This window comes from Mycobacterium basiliense (genome assembly GCF_900292015.1).
GTDB lineage: Bacteria > Actinomycetota > Actinomycetes > Mycobacteriales > Mycobacteriaceae > Mycobacterium > Mycobacterium basiliense.
In genome coordinates, this window is the sequence record NZ_LR130759.1 from 4,916,867 (window position 1) to 4,935,407 (window position 18,541).

At 64.1% G+C, this 18,541-nt stretch carries 19 protein-coding genes and 1 pseudogene; 12 read left to right on the top strand and 8 right to left on the bottom strand.

Features of this window, described 5'->3' with window-relative positions; genetic code table 11:
• Positions 1–16: 16 nt before the first annotated feature.
• The 4 genes from MB901379_RS20865 to MB901379_RS20880 are packed head-to-tail and all read right to left on the bottom strand — an operon-like array spanning position 17 to position 3,567.
• Positions 17–454, bottom strand: a complete 438-nt coding sequence (locus MB901379_RS20865) for a carboxymuconolactone decarboxylase family protein (RefSeq protein WP_158018340.1) — start codon at positions 452–454, stop codon at positions 17–19.
• On the bottom strand, positions 454–1,338 hold the full coding sequence (locus tag MB901379_RS20870; RefSeq protein ID WP_269462771.1) for an NAD(P)-dependent oxidoreductase: 885 nt from the start codon (positions 1,336–1,338) through the stop codon (positions 454–456). Before MB901379_RS20870 ends, MB901379_RS20865 begins: the two co-directional genes overlap by 1 nt.
• Positions 1,335–2,087 (bottom strand): SDR family oxidoreductase, encoded by a 753-nt coding sequence (locus tag MB901379_RS20875; RefSeq protein WP_158018341.1) that lies wholly within the window; start codon positions 2,085–2,087, stop codon positions 1,335–1,337. The genes MB901379_RS20870 and MB901379_RS20875 overlap by 4 nt, the downstream gene beginning before the upstream one ends.
• Positions 2,088–2,097: 10 nt before the next feature.
• On the bottom strand, positions 2,098–3,567 hold the full coding sequence (locus tag MB901379_RS20880; RefSeq protein ID WP_158018342.1) for an aldehyde dehydrogenase: 1,470 nt from the start codon (positions 3,565–3,567) through the stop codon (positions 2,098–2,100).
• A gap of 212 nt (positions 3,568–3,779) precedes the next feature.
• Between MB901379_RS20880 and MB901379_RS20885 the strand changes: the two genes are divergently transcribed.
• The 9 genes from MB901379_RS20885 to MB901379_RS20925 all read left to right on the top strand — a co-directional run bounded on the left by MB901379_RS20885 (position 3,780) and on the right by MB901379_RS20925 (position 10,507).
• Complete coding sequence (locus tag MB901379_RS20885; protein ID WP_158018343.1) at positions 3,780–4,415, top strand: TetR/AcrR family transcriptional regulator; 636 nt, start codon at positions 3,780–3,782, stop codon at positions 4,413–4,415.
• The gene (locus tag MB901379_RS20890; protein WP_158018344.1) at positions 4,412–5,644 is read left to right on the top strand and encodes a cytochrome P450; all 1,233 of its coding nucleotides are present in this window, start codon (positions 4,412–4,414) and stop codon (positions 5,642–5,644) included. Before MB901379_RS20885 ends, MB901379_RS20890 begins: the two co-directional genes overlap by 4 nt.
• Complete coding sequence (locus MB901379_RS20895; protein WP_158018345.1) at positions 5,645–6,469, top strand: SDR family oxidoreductase; 825 nt, start codon at positions 5,645–5,647, stop codon at positions 6,467–6,469.
• Complete coding sequence (locus MB901379_RS20900; protein ID WP_158018346.1) at positions 6,466–7,839, top strand: cytochrome P450; 1,374 nt, start codon at positions 6,466–6,468, stop codon at positions 7,837–7,839. The genes MB901379_RS20895 and MB901379_RS20900 overlap by 4 nt, the downstream gene beginning before the upstream one ends.
• Complete coding sequence (locus MB901379_RS20905) at positions 7,836–8,042, top strand: ferredoxin (protein WP_158018347.1); 207 nt, start codon at positions 7,836–7,838, stop codon at positions 8,040–8,042. Before MB901379_RS20900 ends, MB901379_RS20905 begins: the two co-directional genes overlap by 4 nt.
• A gap of 4 nt (positions 8,043–8,046) precedes the next feature.
• Positions 8,047–8,592, top strand: a complete 546-nt coding sequence (locus tag MB901379_RS20910) for a nuclear transport factor 2 family protein (protein WP_158018348.1) — start codon at positions 8,047–8,049, stop codon at positions 8,590–8,592.
• Between the two features lie 159 nt (positions 8,593–8,751).
• Positions 8,752–9,879: an NDMA-dependent alcohol dehydrogenase gene (locus MB901379_RS20915; RefSeq protein WP_158018349.1), complete on the top strand. Its 1,128-nt coding sequence runs from the start codon at positions 8,752–8,754 to the stop codon at positions 9,877–9,879.
• A gap of 29 nt (positions 9,880–9,908) precedes the next feature.
• Positions 9,909–10,058, top strand: coding sequence for a hypothetical protein (locus MB901379_RS20920; RefSeq protein ID WP_158018350.1), 150 nt, complete (start codon positions 9,909–9,911; stop codon positions 10,056–10,058).
• A gap of 29 nt (positions 10,059–10,087) precedes the next feature.
• On the top strand, positions 10,088–10,507 hold the full coding sequence (locus MB901379_RS20925; protein WP_158018351.1) for a ketosteroid isomerase family protein: 420 nt from the start codon (positions 10,088–10,090) through the stop codon (positions 10,505–10,507).
• A 5-nt stretch (positions 10,508–10,512) separates the two neighbouring features.
• On the opposite strand, the gene MB901379_RS20930 is transcribed toward MB901379_RS20925, so the two are convergent.
• Positions 10,513–11,967, bottom strand: coding sequence for a hypothetical protein (locus tag MB901379_RS20930; RefSeq protein ID WP_158018352.1), 1,455 nt, complete (start codon positions 11,965–11,967; stop codon positions 10,513–10,515).
• Between the two features lie 197 nt (positions 11,968–12,164).
• On the opposite strand from MB901379_RS20930, the pseudogene MB901379_RS20935 reads away from it, so the two are divergent.
• A pseudogene (locus MB901379_RS20935) lies at positions 12,165–13,547 on the top strand (HNH endonuclease signature motif containing protein).
• Positions 13,548–13,646: 99 nt separating this feature from the next.
• On the opposite strand, the gene MB901379_RS20940 reads toward MB901379_RS20935, so the two are convergent.
• Positions 13,647–14,744, bottom strand: a complete 1,098-nt coding sequence (locus MB901379_RS20940; RefSeq protein ID WP_158018353.1) for a D-TA family PLP-dependent enzyme — start codon at positions 14,742–14,744, stop codon at positions 13,647–13,649.
• A gap of 260 nt (positions 14,745–15,004) precedes the next feature.
• Between MB901379_RS20940 and MB901379_RS20945 the strand changes: the two genes are divergently transcribed.
• Complete coding sequence (locus MB901379_RS20945; RefSeq protein ID WP_158018354.1) at positions 15,005–15,409, top strand: HIT family protein; 405 nt, start codon at positions 15,005–15,007, stop codon at positions 15,407–15,409.
• A gap of 6 nt (positions 15,410–15,415) precedes the next feature.
• Here MB901379_RS20945 and MB901379_RS20950 read toward each other — a convergent pair whose 3' ends face one another.
• Positions 15,416–16,861 carry a sensor histidine kinase gene (locus tag MB901379_RS20950; RefSeq protein WP_158018355.1) on the bottom strand — a complete coding sequence of 482 codons (1,446 nt, stop codon included), beginning with the start codon at positions 16,859–16,861 and terminating at the stop codon, positions 15,416–15,418.
• A 39-nt stretch (positions 16,862–16,900) separates the two neighbouring features.
• The gene (phoP, locus tag MB901379_RS20955) at positions 16,901–17,626 is read right to left on the bottom strand and encodes a two-component system response regulator PhoP (RefSeq protein ID WP_158018356.1); all 726 of its coding nucleotides are present in this window, start codon (positions 17,624–17,626) and stop codon (positions 16,901–16,903) included.
• Between the two features lie 161 nt (positions 17,627–17,787).
• On the opposite strand from phoP, the gene MB901379_RS20960 reads away from it, so the two are divergent.
• On the top strand, positions 17,788–18,516 hold the full coding sequence (locus tag MB901379_RS20960) for a hypothetical protein (RefSeq protein WP_158018357.1): 729 nt from the start codon (positions 17,788–17,790) through the stop codon (positions 18,514–18,516).
• Positions 18,517–18,541: the final 25 nt, after the last annotated feature.

Consider the following 18,541-nt stretch of genomic DNA (forward strand, 5'->3'; position numbering starts at 1 on the left):
CCTAGCGGTCCGGGGCTCAATCCAATGTGCCACCCGAGTGCATCTTCAATGCGTCGTTGACATTGGCCTTCTTGTCCTCGGCGGCGCCCTTCTCCGCGGCCTTCTTGCGCCTTGCCACGACGGTGTCCACCGCACCATTGAGCGCCGAACCCAGGGGGAACCCGAGGTAGTGGGTGAGAAAGATAGCCATTTCCTTCAGCTCGGCCTCGTCGAGTTCCCCGTTGAGCAGCGCGGCGTTGATCTGGATCTCGGCCAGGTCGCGATTCCCGATCGCCGTCACCGCCGTCAGCGTCATGATGCGCCTATCGCGCATCGACAATCCCGGTCGGGTCCAGATGCTGCCGAACAGGTGATCAACAGTCAGGTCGAAGTACGCGTCATCCTCGACATTGGGCATCTCCCAGCCATAGACCTCGTTCATCTTGTCCAGACCCTTGCGGCGCAGTTCGTCCATTACGCGTCCTTCTCTGTGTGCGGTACCCCAAGACCGGGCGCGAGCCGCTCCAGGGCGAGCCTAGCCAGTGGTAACTCGACCGACAGCGCCTCACCCAACGACAGCGCCAAGCCCAGATCCTTTTCGCCGAGGTCCCGCGCATGGATAAACCCGTCGTACAGGAAATGGCCGGGCTCAAGGTCTTTGGTGTCATCGCGGAACATGATCGAGCCGGCACCGCTGGTCAGCTTGTCGGTATGGCGTACCACGTTGCCCAGATCCTGCAGGCTCACCCCACTTGCCTCGGCCAACTTCCACGCCTCACCAACTGCGGCATACATGGTGAAGGTGAGCATGTTGCGGGCGAGCTTCATCCGGGTGCCCGAGCCGGGCGGGCCGGCGTGTATCACCAACGAGGCCCAGCACGAGAACGGCTCTTTGACGCGGGCAAAGACCTCGTCACTGGCCCCTACCATCGTGGCCAGTTGACCTTTGCTTGCCGCTCCCGCGCCGCCGCTAACCGGTGCATCGATGACATGAATGCCGCGCGGCCGCAGTTCCCGGGCCAGGTCTTCGGCGGTGGTGCCGCTGATCGTGGAGTGAATAGCAACGATGGTGCCCGTTTTGGCGTGCGCCGCCAGGCCGTGCGCCCCGGCGATCACCTCACGCACCTGCTGGTCGTTCAGCACGGTCACGCTGATGATGTCCGCGCTGGCCACATCGGCCACGCTCTCGGCCATGCGGGCGCCGCCTTCGACCAGCGGCATCATTGCCTCGGGCCGAACGTCGTAGACGACAAGGCCCCCTGGCCAATCGAGTAGCCGCATGGCCATCGGGGCACCCTGATTGCCCAGGCCGATGTAGCCCAGCCGCGGTTTGGTTTCGTTCTGGCTGCTTTCGGTCACGAGCGGATGACCTGTCCGCCATCGACATTAAAGATCTGACCAGTGATCCAGTCCGCCTGATCGCTCAGCAGGAACAGACACATGCCCACCAGATCGTCGGGCGTGCCCATCCGAGACAGCGGAATGGTTTGCACCAGTTGTTTCACGTACTCGTCGGGTGTGACGGTCCGGGTGGCTTCGGTGTCGATCGGCCCGGGCGCGATCGCGTTGATCCTGATCTTCATGCCGCCCAGTTCACGAGCCAGCTGCTGAGTCAGGCCGTTCACGCCGACTTTGGCCAGGCCGTAGAAATTCGAGTACAGCCAAGCCGCGGTCGAGGATTGGTTGACGATGGCACCGCCACCCCTTTTGGCCATCTTCTTGTACACCGCACGGGTGCACACCAACGCCCCGTCATGGTTGACGCTCATGAATTTCCGGTAATAGTCCAATGGCACCGTGAGCAGCAGATCGAGCTTCATGTCGCCGTAGATTGCGGCGTTGTTGACCAAGTAGTCGATACCGCCGAACTCACCGACGACATGATCGGCCATCGCCGCCGCCGACTCCTCGTCGGAAACGTCAACGGGCACATGAATCGCGGTACCGCCGTTGGCGACGATCTGCTTGGCCACGCCTTGGGCACCGCCGGCATTGAGGTCAGCAACCACCACTGACGCGCCTTGGCGGGCCAGTGCCTGAGCGTAGGCCGCACCGATGCCCTGGGCTGCCCCGGTGACGATTGCCACCCTGCCATCGAATTGGCCCACATTTTCTCCTCTAGTTTGCCGCTGTCGCAATAATTTTGGCTTCCAAATACTCTTCGAAACCGAGCAACCCCATCTCGCGGCCGTTGCCGGACTGCTTGTAGCCGCCGAACGGGGCGTCGGCGGAATACCACACCCCACCGTTGACGTTCACCGTGCCGACCCGCAACCGCGCGGCAATTCCCGCGGCTCGTTCCGGATCGGCGCTGTACACGGTGCCGGACAAGCCATATGGCGAATCGTTGGCGATTCGCACCGCGTCATCGTCGCCGTCGTGGGCAATCACGGTAAGCACCGGCCCGAAGATTTCCTCCCGTGCCGGCCGGGCATCGTTGGTCAGACCCGCGATTACCGTCGGCTCAACGAAGTAGCCGACCTCCCGGTCCGCGGGGCGACCGCCGCCACACGCGAACGTCCCGCCCTCGGCGATCGCCAAGTCCAGGTAGCCCTGGACCCGATCCCGCTGACGTTCCGAAATCAAGGGCCCGCAGACGGTTCCGGCATCGGTTGGGTCACTCGGTTTGATCGATGACATGGTTCCGGCCGCCATGGCCACGGCATCGTCGTAGCGGGCGCGCGGCACCACCAGCCGGGTAGTGATGGCGCATCCCTGCCCAGCGTGCATAGATGCGGTGAAGGCCGCCACCGAACTGGCAGCGGCCAGATCGGCGTCATCGAGCACAACGAATGCCGATTTGCCGCCCAACTCCAGGAACACCTTCTTAATGGTGGCCGCCGCATCCACCATCACGCTACGACCGGTGGCCGTGGATCCAGTAAATGAAACCATGTCCACCCGTGGATCTTTGGCAAGCAACGATCCAAGAGTGTGATCACTAGAGGTGACGATATTGACGACGCCGGGTGGAATGTCGGTGTGGTTTGCCATGATTTCTCCGAGGACGGCAGCGCACCATGGAGTGTCGGGCGCGGGTTTCAATACGACGGTGTTGCCCGCGGCCAGCGCCGGTCCCAGCTTGGCGAGGTTGATCTGATGCGGGAAGTTCCACGGGGTGATGGCGCCCACGACACCGACGGCTTCTCGGGCAAGGGTACGCCGGGTGGGGATGCCCATCGGCGATGCCGCTCCGAGATCCTGATTCCAGGCATAGGTTTCGGCGGCATCGGCCGCGAACGCCAGGTCGTCGACCGGGCCTTCCAACTGTGCGGCCGCGGTGAGCATCCGGGGGGCACCCACTTCGGCGATAGTCAACTCGCGTAACTCCGCGATGTGTTCCCGCATCCCGGCACGCAGCTGACGCACACACCGCACTCGCAGCTCGGTGTTGCGTGACCAGTCGGTGTCGTCGAAGGCGCGGCGCGCGGCGTCGATGGCGCGGCCCATATCCGCCGCGTCGGCATTGGCGGCGCCCCCCAGCACCTCCTCGGTGGCCGGATTGACGGTCGGGAAGGTGCCCGCGCCGCCCTCCGAGAGCTTTCCATCGATAAACAGCGCACTGACTCCGCCGGCCAACAGGGCCATCTGATGCTCCCGCCTACGCACTGGCTGCGATAAGGACCGAGTTGAATGGACACATGTCCGATATCTCCGTTTCGGACCATATCGCCAAGTGCCGATGTGACGCAAGAGCCGATCCCTCGCAGCACCGATCTGGCGTGCAATAACACCAGTTAATACGGCATTTTCGAGGGCAGGGGTTGCTTGATATCACAACCATCCTCTAGCTTGGACATGTGTCCAGCGATGTACTGGCCTCGGTCACCGAGACGGCCCAGCAGCAGGTCGGCGAAAGACCGCGCAACCGACGCCAAGAAGAGACCTTCCGCAAGGTGCTGGCCGCCGGCATGGAAACCATGCGGGAAAACACCTATACCGACCTGACAGTGCGAATGGTGGCCGCCCGGGCCAAAGTGGCTCCGGCCACCGCCTACACATACTTCTCGTCGAAGAACCACCTGATCGCCGAGGTCTACCTCGACCTGGTCCGGCAGGTCCCGTACTTCACCGACGTCAACATCCCCATGCCGACGCGAGTGGATCATGCGTTGCGCCACCTGGCTCTTGTGGTCGCCGACGAGCCTGAAGTCGGCGCCGCGTGCACCGCTGCGCTGCTGGGCGGCGGTGCAGACCCCGCGGTGCGCGTGGCCCGTGAACGCATTGGCGCCGAGATCCATCGCCGCATCGCATCGGCCATCGGACCCGGCGCCGAGACCGGCACGGTATCGGCGCTAGAAATGGCCTTTTTCGGCGCCCTAGTACAGGCCGGCAGCGGTCAGTTCACCTATCACGAGATCGCCGACCGCTTGACCGTTGTGGTGCGACTGGTCCTGGCCGGCGCCGACCAATCCGACCACGGCGGTAACGCATGACCATCCATGTTGGCGGCCCAGAGCTGGACCTGGATCCCTACGACTATGACTTCCACGAAGATCCGTACCCGTACTACCGCCGGCTGCGGGACGAGGCTCCGCTCTACCACAACCGAGAACTTGGCTTTTGGGCCTTGTCTCGGCACCGTGACGTGCATCACGGCTTCCGCAACAGCACGACACTGTCCAACCGCGACGGGGTTTCGCTGGATCCGGTGTCACGCGGACCGCATGCCGCCAAGACGATGTCGTTCCTGGCGATGGACGACCCGGCGCATCTGCGGCTGCGCGCGCTCGTCTCGAAGGGTTTTACCCCGCGCCGGATCCGTGAACTCGAACCGCGGGTGACCGAACTCGCAGTGCACCACCTCGACGCCATGCTGGAGAAGGCGACCAGTGGGACGCGGGGCTCCGAAACCGTGGACTATGTAGCCGAATTCGCCGGCAAGTTGCCGATGGACGTGATCTCCGAGCTGATGGGTGTGCCGGTCGCCGATCGTGACCAGATCCGGGCCATGGCCGACGGCGTCATGCATCGAGACGAAGGCGTCAACGACGTGCCGGCCTCGGCCATCGAGGCGTCCATCAACCTCATCGTCTACTACCAACAGATGATCGCCGAGCGCCGCCAGCGGCCGGCAGAGGATCTGACGTCGGCACTGCTGGAAGCGGAGATCGACGGCGACCGGCTCACCGATGACGAGATTCTCGGATTCATGTTTCTGATGGTGATCGCCGGCAACGAGACGACGACCAAACTCCTTGCCAATGCCGCTTTCTGGGGATACAAGAATCCTGATCAATTGACGCCGATCTACGCGGACTTGTCGAGGGTGCCGCTCTGGGTCGAGGAAACCCTGCGATATGACACATCCAGCCAGATCCTGGCCCGTACCGTCGTCGGGGAACTCACCCTCCACGACACCACCATCCCGGAAGGGGACGTGGTGCTGCTACTGCCCGGTTCGGCGCACCGCGACGAGCGCGCCTTCGACAACCCGGACGACTATCTGGTCGGGCGCGAAATCGGGCCCAAGTTATTGAGTTTCGGTAGCGGGGCACACTTCTGCCTGGGCGCCCATCTAGCGCGGATGGAGGCCAGGGTCGCCCTTTCCGAGCTGTTCAAACGAATCCGGGGATACCAGGTCGACGAAGCCAACGCCGTGCGCGTGCACTCCAGCAATGTCCGGGGGTTCGCTCACCTACCCATCACGGTGGAGGTTCGCTAAATGCCACGCTTCCAACCTCATCCGGACCGCAGGCCCGCGATCGTTGCCGGCGCCTCATCGGGCATTGGCGCGGCCACCGCGGTTGATCTTGCCGCGCATGGATTTCCGGTTGCACTGGGTGCGCGGCGGGTTGAGAAGTGTCAGGAGATTGCCGAGAAAATCCAGGCCGACGGAGGCGAGGCGGTCGCGCTACCGCTCGACGTGACCGACGCCAATTCGGTCAAGGGATTTGTGCACCGGGCCACCGAACAACTCGGCGATATTGAAATTCTCGTCGCCGGCGCCGGCGATACCTACTTTGGCAGGCTACACGAAATTGATACCGAGACTTTCGAATCCCAGGTCCAAATTCATCTGATCGGAGCCAACCGGTTGGCCACCGCGGTGCTGGGCGGCATGCTCGAGCGCCAGCGCGGCGACCTCATCTTCGTAGGATCCGATGTGGCGTTGCGCCAGCGCCCGCACATGGGCGCCTACGGAGCCGCGAAGGCCGGACTGCTCGCGATGGTGACCAACCTGCAGATGGAGCTCGAGGGCACCGGCGTGCGAGCCTCGATCGTGCATCCCGGCCCGACGAAGACGGCGATGGGCTGGAGCATGCCGGTCGAGGCGGTCGGACCGGCGTTGGAGGACTGGGCCAAATGGGGTCAGGCGCGCCACAACTACTTCCTGCGGGCCACCGACATCGCGCGTGCCATCACCTTTGTCACGGAGACGCCCAGGGGCGGCTTCGTGGCGAATATAGAGCTGCAGCCCGAAGCTCCATTGGCTGCAACGAAAGAACGTCAACAACTCAAGGTTGACGAGAAGGACCTGAAGTCATGACGACAGCAATCGTGCCGCGGGTTTCCGGCGGCGAGGACGAACACGGTCACCTCGAGGAGTTCCGAATCGATCCCATCGGCCTGATGCAGCGGACCCGCGACGAGTGTGGGGACGTGGGTTGGTTTCAGCTCGCGGGCAAGCACGTCGTCTTGCTATCGGGAGCCAAGGCTAACGAGTTCTTCTTCCGTTCCACCGACGAAGATCTGGACCAAGCCGAAGCTTATCCCTTCATGACGCCGATCTTCGGTAAGGGAGTGGTATTCGACGCCAGCCCCGAACGTCGCAAAGAGATGCTGCACAATTCGGCGTTGCGCGGTGAACATATGAAGGGCCACGCGACCACCATCGAGCACGAAGTGCACCGGATGATCGAGAATTGGGGCGAGAAAGGCGAAATCGACCTGCTGGACTTCTTCGCCGAACTGACCATCTACACCTCGACCTCGTGCCTGATCGGTACCAAGTTCCGCAATCAGCTGGACTCGCGGTTTGCCCACTTCTACCACGAACTCGAGCGGGGGACCGATCCGCTGTGCTACGTCGATCCCTATCTGCCGATCGAAAGCTTCCAACGACGCGACGAGGCCCGAAAAGGGTTGGTGGCGTTGGTGCAAGAAATCATGCACCAACGGATGGCCAATCCACCGGCGGACAAGAGCGAACGCGACATGCTCGACGTGCTGGTGTCGATCAAGGACGAACAGGGCAATCCGCGGTTCTCCGCCGATGAGATCACCGGCATGTTCATCTCGTTGATGTTCGCCGGGCACCACACCAGCTCGGGAACCTCGGCGTGGACGCTGATCGAGCTGCTACGTCACCCCGATGCCTACACGGCCGTGATCGACGAGCTCGACGAGCTCTACGCCGACGGTCAGCCGGTGAGTTTCCACGCGCTGCGCCAGATTCCGCAGCTGGAAAGCGTGTTGAAGGAAACGCTGCGGCTGCACCCGCCGCTGATCATTCTGATGCGGGTTGCCAAGGGCGAATTCGAGGTGGAGGGCTATCCGATTCACCGAGGCGAATTGGTGGCTGCTTCACCGGCGATCTCCAATCGGATCCCCGAGGATTTCCCAGACCCGAATGCATTTGTGCCGCAGCGCTACACCGAGCCGCGCCAGGAAGATCTGATCAACCGCTGGACGTGGATTCCGTTCGGCGCCGGTCGGCATCGGTGCGTGGGAGCGGCATTTGCCACCATGCAGATCAAGGCCATTTTCTCGGTTCTGCTGCGCGAGTACGAGTTCGAGATGGCACAGCCGGCCGACAGCTATCGCAACGACCACTCCAAGATGGTGGTGCAGTTGGCCCGGCCTGCCACCGTGCGCTACCGGCGCCGAGCGGCTACCACCAACCCGGACCAACGATGAGCTACCGAGTCGAAGTCGACCTGGATCTATGCCAGGGCCATGCGATGTGCGAACTGGAAGCACCGGACCACTTCCGGGTGCCCAAACGCGGCAAGGTAGAAATCGTCGACGCCGAGCCTCCACCGGAGGCGCGTGCGGAGGTCGAGCGAGCGGTCCGGATGTGTCCGACCCAAGCGTTGTCCATCAAGGCGAAAGAGAGCTAAGACCATGGCGTCGTTCGAGCGTGCAGAGCTTGAAGAGTGGGTGCAGTCCTGGCTCGAGGCCAACAAGGCCTGCGAAAGATCGGGCAATTGGACGCTGCTGGCCGAGTTCTACGCCGCCGATGCCACCTACGGATGGAACATCGGCCCCAAAGAGGACGTGATGTGCGTCGGGATCGACGAGATCCGCGAGGTTGCGCTCGGCCTGGAGATGGAGGGGTTGGAGGGTTGGCAGTACCCCTACCAGAAGGTGATCATCGACGACCGGCAGGGAGAGATCGTCGGCTTCTGGAAGCAGGTTGTCGTCGACGCCGACGGCGGTCGGCAGGAGGTCTACGGAATCGGGGGTAGCTGGTTCCGGCTCAACGCCGACAAGCTCATCGAGTGGCAACGGGACTTCTTCGACTTCGGCCATGTGCAGGCGCTCTACCTGGACCTGATGAAGGGTGGAAAGCTGTCCCAGGGTATGCAGCGGCGCATCGAACGCAGCCTCGCCGGCGAGCGCCTGCCCGGCTACTACCCGCTGGGCAAGACCCCTGTCCCGATCTGGTGAGCGGTCGCGGCGGGGTGGTCAACAGACCCAACCAAGCATTTGTTTTGTTAAACACGCTATGCTGGCGCGACAAGGGTGCCTGTGGCACCCGTCACTGCCCGGCATAACGGCGCGGGGCAGTTCTGATCAATTCAATGGCGAAATGGGGTCAGGTCTAACGTGAAGACAAAAGGCGCGCTGATCTGGGAGTTCAACCAGCCGTGGTCGGTCGAAGACATCGAAATGGGCGACCCCGTCAAAGACGAAGTCAAGATCCAAATGGAAGCGGCGGGTATGTGCCGCTCCGACCATCACCTGGTCACCGGCGGTATCCCGATGGCAGGCTTTCCCGTCCTGGGCGGTCATGAGGGCGCCGGCATAGTCACCGAGGTCGGGCCCGGCGTCGACGACATCGCCCCCGGTGACCACGTGGTGCTGTCCTTCATTCCGTCATGTGGCCAATGCCCGACCTGTCAGGCCGGCCTGCGCAATCTGTGCGACCTGGGTGCCGGCTTACTGGCCGGCGCGGCGGTCTCCGACGGCACCTTCCGCATCCAGGCCCGCGGCCAGAACGTCTACCCCATGACCCTGCTGGGTACCTTCTCGCCATACATGGTGGTACACCGCAGTTCGGTGGTGAAGATCGATCCGTCGGTCCCCTTCGAAGTCGCCTGCCTGGTCGGCTGCGGCGTCACCACCGGTTACGGCTCGGCGGTGCGCACGGCCGACATCCGACCGGGTGACGACGTCGCCATCGTCGGTGTCGGCGGGGTCGGCATGGCGGCGCTGCAGGGCGCGGTCAACGCCGGGGCGCGCTACATCTTCGTCGTCGAGCCAGTGGAGTGGAAGCGCGATCAGGCGCTGAAATTCGGCGCCACCCACGTCTACCCTGACATGGAAGCCGCGCTGATGGGCATCGGCGAGGTCACCTACGGTCTGATGGCCAAGAAGGTGGTAATCACCGTGGGTGAACTCCACGGTGCCGATGTCGACGCCTACCTGAACATCACCGCCAAGGGCGGCACCTGCGTGGTCACCGCGATCGGCAGCCTGATGGACACCCAGGTGTCCCTGAACCTGGCGATGTTGACCCTGATGCAGAAGAACCTGCAGGGCACCATCTTCGGTGGTGGTAACCCGCAGTACGACATCCCGCAACTGCTGTCCATGTACAAGGCCGGCAAGCTGAATATTGACGACATGATCACCCGTCAGTACCGGCTGGAGCAGATCAACGACGGCTACCAGGACATGCTGGACGGCAAGAACATTCGCGGCGTGATCCGGTTCACCGACGACGATCGGTAACATCGACCGCGCGGCGAATTTGGGCCTGCGTGACCCGCTTTCCGCAGCTGTTGGCGCCGGGACGGACCGGCGCCATGACGGTGCACAACCGGGTGGTCATGTATGGCACCTGGGACGGTCGGCGGCCACGGCCCACCCGCGCCACCCAAGACGCCGCATACGGCGCGGGTGCCACGTGACGGCCCGTCACCAATGGAGAGGGAGAACGATGACCCAAATAGCGCAATCACCGGCACTGGCCGCATCGCAAGCATCGTGGCGCTGCGTCCAAGTTCACGATCGAGAAGGTTGGCTCGCGCTCATGGCCGACGACGTCGTCGTTGAGGATCCGATCGGCAAGTCGGTTACCAATCCCGATGGCACCGGCGTAAAGGGCAAGGACGGCGTTGCCTCATTCTACGACACCAATATCGCGGCCAACCGATTGACCATCACTTGTGAGGAAACGTTCCCATCGAGTTCGGAGAACGAGATCGCGCATATCTTGGTGCTGCGTAGCGAGTTTGAGGGCGGATTCACCAGTGAGGTTCGCGGGGTGTTCACCTATCGGGTCAATGACGACGGGTTGATCACCAACATGCGCGGATACTGGAATCTGGAAATGATGAACTTCGGCAAGAAGGAGTGAACCGGTCAGCCGATGCGCCCGATTCCGGTGATATTGCCTTGCATGATCTTGTTTCCCATCAGCACCATGCTGGCAGTCTGAATCGGATCGCTGAGGATGGTTGCCGATTTCGGTTGTTGCAGTAGCAGTTTCCCGTTGTTGGGGTCGACAACGGCGAAGGCGAAGACATCGAGCGGTGTGGTGTTTTCTGGTCCGATCCGGGTAATGGTGTAGATCAGGCCATCATCGATGGACAGGTGCGGCAATGCGGCGCTACGCGTCCTGCTGTCCCACACCGTGCGACATCCGGTGGGTTCGACGTCCACCCTGGTCATGCCGCCGACGAACGGCGCCGTGGGCGGCACCGCCGGACCGGCGCCCTCCGGCACCGCAGGATACGGGTAGCCGTAGGTGCTGGCGATGAACATCGAGTTTCCGACCCCGATGGGAGAGTTCTCACTACCGGGTCCGCCCTGAGTCAGCACTGGTTGCTGGCAAACCAAAGTGCCCGTACCGGATTGGTAGATCAACGCGTGCACCAAGGGCTCTGCGTTGTCGACGATGGTCAGGTAGTCGGCCCCGGTGGGGCCGAAGTAGGTTGGGGTGGAGCCGGTGCCCCAGCTCAGTTGTCCTGGTTTGCGCGCCGGGCCGCGGTCGTAGGGTTGGCGCCACAGGATCTGCGGGTTGCCCCCACCGTCCAGATTGATTTCGTAGAGGGCATGCGTGGTGGCCACACCGACCCGATTGGTCGGCGCCGCCGAAATGCTATTGGCTACCTGCTCCCCGGGGTCCACATGCACGCTGGCCACGCCGCCGCCCACTTTGGCCACCCCCACCACCCCGGTGGCGGTGGCGAACCAGACGTTGCCCAGATAATCGGGCACCACACCAACTGATTGGTCACCCGACGGAATCACACTGGACACATCGGTGGACTCGGTGACGGTCAGCTGCCAGCAGCCCTTTGAGTCCTTGGCATGCGCGATGCGCAGCAGATGGTTGGTTCCATCGATCATCACCAACTGGTTGTTGTTGTCCAGGTAGGCATAGACCCCTCCGAGCAGTCCCCCCTTGGCGATTTCCAGGCTGGTCAACGGAATCACATGGGGGGCAATGCCGCCGGGATCGATGAGATGGACGATGGGGGTCTGCTGGGCGATCGTGGTACACAGCGCCACCACCAGCCCGTCGGTGCCCTGGGTGATCGTCGGGCAGGCGGCCAACAGCGGATAGGCGAAGATGGGTACCAGGTGAGCGCCGGGACCCGGAAGCGGCCCAGCGTCGGCCGATCCCGCATCGTTGTGCATGGACGCCAGGCCATTGGGCGCCATGAACGGGTTGTTCGGTGCCAACGGGCCGAACATCGACGCCGCGCTCGCCGGAGGCGACAGCAGCCGTGAAATCACATCAGGTAGAAGGGAAGTGGCACATACGGCCAGAACTGCCGCAGGAACGGCCAGCACCGCCGCGGGAAACCGCACCAAGGTCACCCTCCCGTATATTGGGTCATCGTGGAGTTTGACGACCCAGGAAAACGACACGGCAACAAGGAGTTAACGATCTCGACTCGAAATGGCTTGCGCATTCTCTGCGGTGGTGGCAGCCGAGATGAAATCACCTGTGTCACTGCGCCTTCAGCATGAGATTTCTTGTCGGTGACCTGGTCTAGTTTGGGTTTATGAGCGCTGATGGTGTTGTCGGTTGGGAGGCGATCACGTCCGTTTTTGACGCCGTTGATGCCGCCGTTGATCAACTGGTAAGGGCCGATTTCGAAGCGCTGAGCACCAGGGAAAGACTGTGCTTACTAGAGCGGGTGGAACGAGTGCGCCGGCGGTTGCCCGCCGTCGAGCACCCGTTGCTCAATCAACTGTCCCGGCTGGCCAGCCGAGAAGAGTTAGGGGGCAAGCTCTCCCATGCGGTCGCCGAGTGGGCGTTGATCAGCCGTCCCGAGGCCGGGCGGCGCCTCCGCGAAGCCACCGACCTGGGACCGCGCCGCGCCCTCACCGGCCAACCGCTGGCTCCGATACTCAGCGCCACCGCCGCGGCGCAACGGGAGGGCAAACTGGGCACCGAATAGGTCGCGGTGATCCGCCGCTTCTGCCGCGAGCTGCCCGGCTGGGTCGACCAGGAGACCCGCGACCGTGCCGAAGCCCAACTGGCCCGCCAGGGCAGCCAGTTTCGCCCCGAACAGCTGGCCGGGCTGGCCCAGAGACTCGCCGATTGCCTAAACCCCGACGGCACCTACCAGGATGACGACCGCGCCCGTCGTCGCAGCATCACCTTGGGCGGCCAGCAAGCCGACGGCATGTCGCAGCTACGCGGCTGGATCACCCCCGAATTTCCGGCGACCTTGGAGGCCGTGCTGGCCAAACTGGCGGCACCCGGCATGTTCAACCCCACCGACGACGTCCCGGTCGTCGACGGCTCACCAGCACAACGGGCCATCGACACCGACACCCGCAGCCCGGCCCAACGCAACCACGACGGGCTGCTGGCCAGCCTGCGCGCGCTGTTGGGTTCCGGAGAACTGGGGCAGCACAACGGATTACCCGCGTCTATCATCGTCTCCACCACGCTTCGAGAGCTAGAGTCCGCCACCGGTAGAGGCCTCACCGGCGGCGGCAGCCTGCTGCCGATGAGCGATGTGATCCGACTGGCCCGCCACGCCCACCACTACTTGGCCGTGTTCGACCGCGGCAAGGCCCTGGGGTTGTATCACACCAAGCGGCTGGCCTCGCCCGGGCAGCGCATCGTGCTCTACGCCAAAGACCGCGGCTGCACCGCACCGGGGTGTACCGTGCCCGGCTTTTACAGCGAGGCGCACCACGTCACCGACTACGCCGTCTGCCGCACCACCGACGTCAACAACCTCACCTTCGCGTGCGGCCCCCACCACCGCATGCTGGCGCCCGCCGGCTGGACCACCCGCAAGAACGCTAACGGTGACACCGACTGGATACCCCCACCGCATCTGGAACGCGGGCAACCGCGCACCAACACCGTCCAGCACCCGGAAAAACACCTGCGCGACGGGGAAGACGCTGAGGACGACGAGGAGTAGCGCGCATCGGCGCGGCGAGAATCGCCTCCTACCCATGTCATCCATGGTTGCGGCGGCCGTCATGCGGATGCCGGTCCCGTTTCACACTTGCAAGCGGGATCAATTGTTCTTGCCGCGGGCGGCGACCTTCCACCAGTCGATCAGTTTTGCGTCGCGGACGACGGCTACTTCGTCAACGAGGTTGGTGGTCAGGCAGACATGGTTGGGAATCACCCGCAATCGCGCTCCCAGCCGCGGGAGAGCGGCATCATCGGGCCAGACAACGGTGGCGTGGTGCTCCGAGAGCGCAACGATGCGTGCGTCGAGGTGGTCGATGAGCCGGCCGAACCCGGTCGCCCAGTCCGGGCGATCGCTGCCGAGGACCTTGCTGCCGGCATCCAGGATGATCCGCCGCGGGCCGTTGGCGGTCTCATGTCGGCTCACGACCGTCGCGGCCACGGTCAGGGCCACCTCGTCGGGCGTACACGTCCCGAGTTCAAGTTGCTGGGCATCACCGAACACGTACACGCCCGGTCGCAACTCGGTGACCCCTCCCGTGGCCGCCAGCTGCGCGGTCGGAGTGGATCCGCCACTGCGCCGGGCGATCGGGAACCCGGCGGCTATCAGGGTGTCCGCCGCATCGTCGAGAGCACGCCGCTCGAGTTCAGCGGCCTCTCCGGGCTTGCCGGGTGCATAGCCATGACCGGGGAAGGTGAATACGCCGGTGAGCCTCAGACCGCTATCACGAGTGGCGCGGGCCACCTCGAGCAGTTGCTCGGTACGGACACCGCTGCGGTGATGACCACTGTCGACTTCGATAAGGACGTCGATTGCCGCGGCGGTGCCGGCGAGCTTGGCTGCTGCATTGGCGGCGCCGTCCGCAGAGTCGACGCCGAGGGCGATCCTGGCGCGGGCGGTCAGCTTGCGCAGCAGGTCGGCTTGGCGGGCACTCAACCAGAGGGGGTAGGCGATGAAGATGTCGTCGGCGCCGTGGTCGACGAATACCTCGGCCTCCCCAACGGTGGCCACGGTCAAACCCGCCGCGCCCGCTTGGAGTTGCAGCTCGGCGATCTCGGGCATCTTGTGCGTCTTCACGTGCGGCCGAAGGGCGATCCCTTTGGCGGCGACCGCCGTACTCATCCGTGCAATGTTGCGGTCAAGGATGTCGCGGTCGATCAACACGGCCGGTGTATCGACGTCATCAGCAATGGGGACCACGCGCTGCTCCTAGTGAATGCCAGCGATCGGAATGACGCGCCCAAAGCGACCCGGGCTGGCTAGGCGGGCCCGGCAGGGTCAGCTGGCGTCTCTTGTCGGCATAGTCAAAGCCGATGTATTCGACGCCGACCAGCACAACGGCGAATTCTAAATGGGGCGAATTCACCGTGTTGAGTCGGCGCCATCAGGGTGGGCTGGCCTGACGATTTCAGCCGGAGCCCCTAGCCATCACGCCCACCGGCGGGCCATATGCTGAACCGATGGCGTCGATCTTCACCAAGATCATCAATCGTGAACTGCCGGGCCGCTTTGTCTACGAGGACGACGACGTCGTTGCGTTCTTGACAATTGAGCCGATGACCCAGGGGCACACCCTAGTGGTGCCGCGTGCCGAGATCGATCAGTGGCAAGACGTGGACGGTGCGGCGTTCGCTCGTGTCATGGAGGTCAGCCAGCTGATCGGCAAAGCCGTGTGCAAAGCGTTCAGGACCGAGCGGGCCGGGGTGATCATCGCCGGGTTGGAGGTCCCGCATTTGCACGTCCACGTGTTCCCCACCCGCAGGCTCAGCGACTTCGGCTTTGCCAACGTCGACCGCAATCCGTCGCCGGAATCCCTCGACGAAGCCCAGGCCAAGATCAAGGCCGCCCTGGACCAGCTGGGCTAGGCGCCGCTAGCTGACCGGCTCACCTACGTCGACCGCCACCTCGCTGACGCGCGGCAAGGTGACGCGAAAGCAACAACCCTCCCCCGGCGCGGTGGTCACCGTGACGGTGCCACCGTGCGCCTTCACCAAGGAGTGGACGATCGACAGGCCGAGCCCGGTGCCCCCGCTGGCCCGGGCCCGCGATGAGTCGGTCCGGTAAAAGCGTTCGAACACGCGCGCCGCATCCTCCTCGGGCATGCCGGGACCCTGGTCAGCCACTTCGAGCACCGCATCGTCGCCCTCGGTGCCCACTCGTACCGTGACGTCGGCGCTCGCCGGGGTGTGCTGCAACGCATTGACGACGAGATTGCTCAACACCTGGCGCAGCCTGGGCTCGTCGCCAAGCACCTCGGGAGTGCCGGGACCATCCAGCACTTCCAGGGTGATCGTGCGCTGGGGGTCGATCGCCCGCGCGTCGTGCACCGCGTCGCTGGCTAGCACCAGCAAGTCAACCTGGCTACTTTCCAGCGGCCGTTGCACGTCCAGGCGGGCCAGCGTCAGCAAGTCGTCCACCAGCAGACCCATCCGGCTCGCTTCGCTTTCGATCCGCGATAACAACATGGAAACGTCGCGAGCGGCACCCTGGCGATACAACTCGGCGAAGCCACGGATGGTGGTCAGCGGTGTACGCAGTTCGTGGCTGGCGTCGGTGATGAATCGCCGCATCCGGTCCTCTGAGCTGCGGGCCTTTTCCGCCGAGGCCTCCGAGGCCGCCACCGCTTGCTGAATTTGGGAGAGCATCCCGTTGAGCGCCAGCGACAGCCGACCCACCTCGGTACGGGGATCGCGCTCGGGAACGCGGCGATCCAGCTGGCCGGAGGCGATGTCCGCGGCCGTCTGTTCGACTTCGACCAGCGGACGCAGACTGCGCTGTACCACCGCAAATCCCGCCAGACCGACCACCACCAAAACGGCGGCCCCGATAGCGGTCTGCAACCAGACCAGCGATCGAACCGTGTGCTGAACATCGGACAAATCGATGGCCACAGTGGTCAGACCGCCCTGCGGCCCGTGTACCGTGACCGCACGCCACTCGATGTCCGAGCCGGATACCGACGGCAGCGTGATCGGGTCTGGACCCACGTCGTTGTCGCCGGGCAGCGCCGGCTCGGCATTGCGGTCGTTGATGGCCGTCATCGTATGGCCGTCGGGGCTGATGCTGCGCACGTAGAACTTCGATGGCGGCCGGGCGGGATCGGGACCTTCGACGTTGGCAACGGCATGCTTCCAGGGCGACTGCGCCCACGTATGCGAGGCGTCGACCAGCATCGCGTCGATCCGGCTGATCAGGCTGTGCCGCAGGATCGAGGTGACCGCCACGCCCGAGGCCAGCAGGCCGCACAACACCAGAGCAAGGGTGGCCGCAACCAGGCCCACCCGCAGCGGCACCCCTCGTGGACGGTGTTCGGCCATTCCCAATTTCTCGCTAACCCGCCGGGCAACGAGGCACACTCATCGCGGCTCCCGCAACACATAACCCACACCGCGCAACGTATGCAGCAGCCGCTTCTCCCCGGTATCGATCTTGCGTCGCAGATACGACACGTAGGACTCGACGACGTTGACGTCACCGCCGAAGTCGTAGCGCCAGACGTGGTCCAGGATCTTCGGCTTGCTCAGCACCGTGCCGGCGTTGATCACGAAATAGCGCAGCAAGGTGAACTCGGTGGGCGACAGCGACACCGGTTGGCCGGCCTTCCACACCTCGTGTGTTTCCTCGTCGAGCTCGATATCGGCGAACGTGAGGCGGGCATTGCGGGGCTGGGCGCTGCCTTTGCCGGCGCGCCGCAGAATGACCCGCAGCCGAGCGACGACCTCTTCCAGGCTGAACGGCTTGGTCACATAGTCGTCCCCGCCCAGGGTCAAGCCCGCGATCTTGTCCTGCAGCGAGTCTCGCGCGGTCAAGAACAACGCCGGAGCATCGATGCCGTCGGCGCGCAGCCGGCGCAGCACCCCGAAACCGTCCATTCCGGGCATCATCACGTCCAGGATCACCGCGTCGGGGCGTGTTTCCCGGGCCCGATCCAACGCTTGGGCCCCGTTGGTCGCCGTGTACACCTCGAAGCCCTGGAACTTGAGGCTGACCGATAGCAGCTCGACGATGTTGTCCTCGTCGTCGACGACAAGGATGCGTGCTTCTGGGGTGGCGGCCTCACTCGGTGGCGTTGCGGCTGTCATGACGTCCATTCCTGCAACACGGAGTTGAGAACTAGCTTGGCGTTCATTGAGTACTTCCTGAAAGCTCATTGGCAGTCGACTGCTAACAGTCTGCCAGGAATCGTCGGATCGGCTGGAACCCAGACACATTTGTCGGTGCGAGTCGTGAATAGACTCACAGAATGAACCTCGGCAAAACGTTGGTGGACGTCGCGACCGCTCCCGCCCGCGCGGGTCTCGCCGCCGCTGAGGCCAGCCTCAACCTGGCCGGTGCGGCGGTTGGTCTGGCCAAGCAGGCGTTGGGCGACACCAGCGGCGATGCCGGCACGAACGCCATGGCCAGCGTGCTCGGCATCGAAGACGCGATCGTGCGCGCCAATCGGCTGGCCAAGCTGCTGGACGAAGACGCGCCGCTGGGACGCGCCATCGCCCCCAACGGCCCGATGGACCGCATGCTGCGCCCGGGCGGGGTGGTCGACCTGCTGACCGCGCCCGGGGGTTTGCTTGATCGGGTGACCGCCGAAGGCGGCGCGATGCACCGCGCTCTTCAGCCCGGCGGGCTGGCCGATCAGCTGGTCGCCGAGGACGGCCTGATCGAACGGGTGCTGTCCGAGGACGGGCTGGCCGATCGCCTGCTGTCCGAAGGTGGTCTGGTCGACAAGCTGACGGCCAAAAACGGACCACTCGAGCAGCTCACCGACCTAGCCGACACCCTGGCCCGCCTGGCCCCCGGCATGGAGGCGCTCGAGCCCGCGATCGACACCCTGCAAGATGCCGTCGTCGCCCTCACCATGGTGGTCAACCCGTTGAGCAACATCGCCGAGCGCATCCCGCTGCCGGGCCGCCGTCCCGCCCGCCGTTCGTCCTCGCGTCCGGTGCGATCCCAGCGAGTCGTCGACGCCGAGGAGTAACGGTTAGGCTGGCACCGGTTTTTCC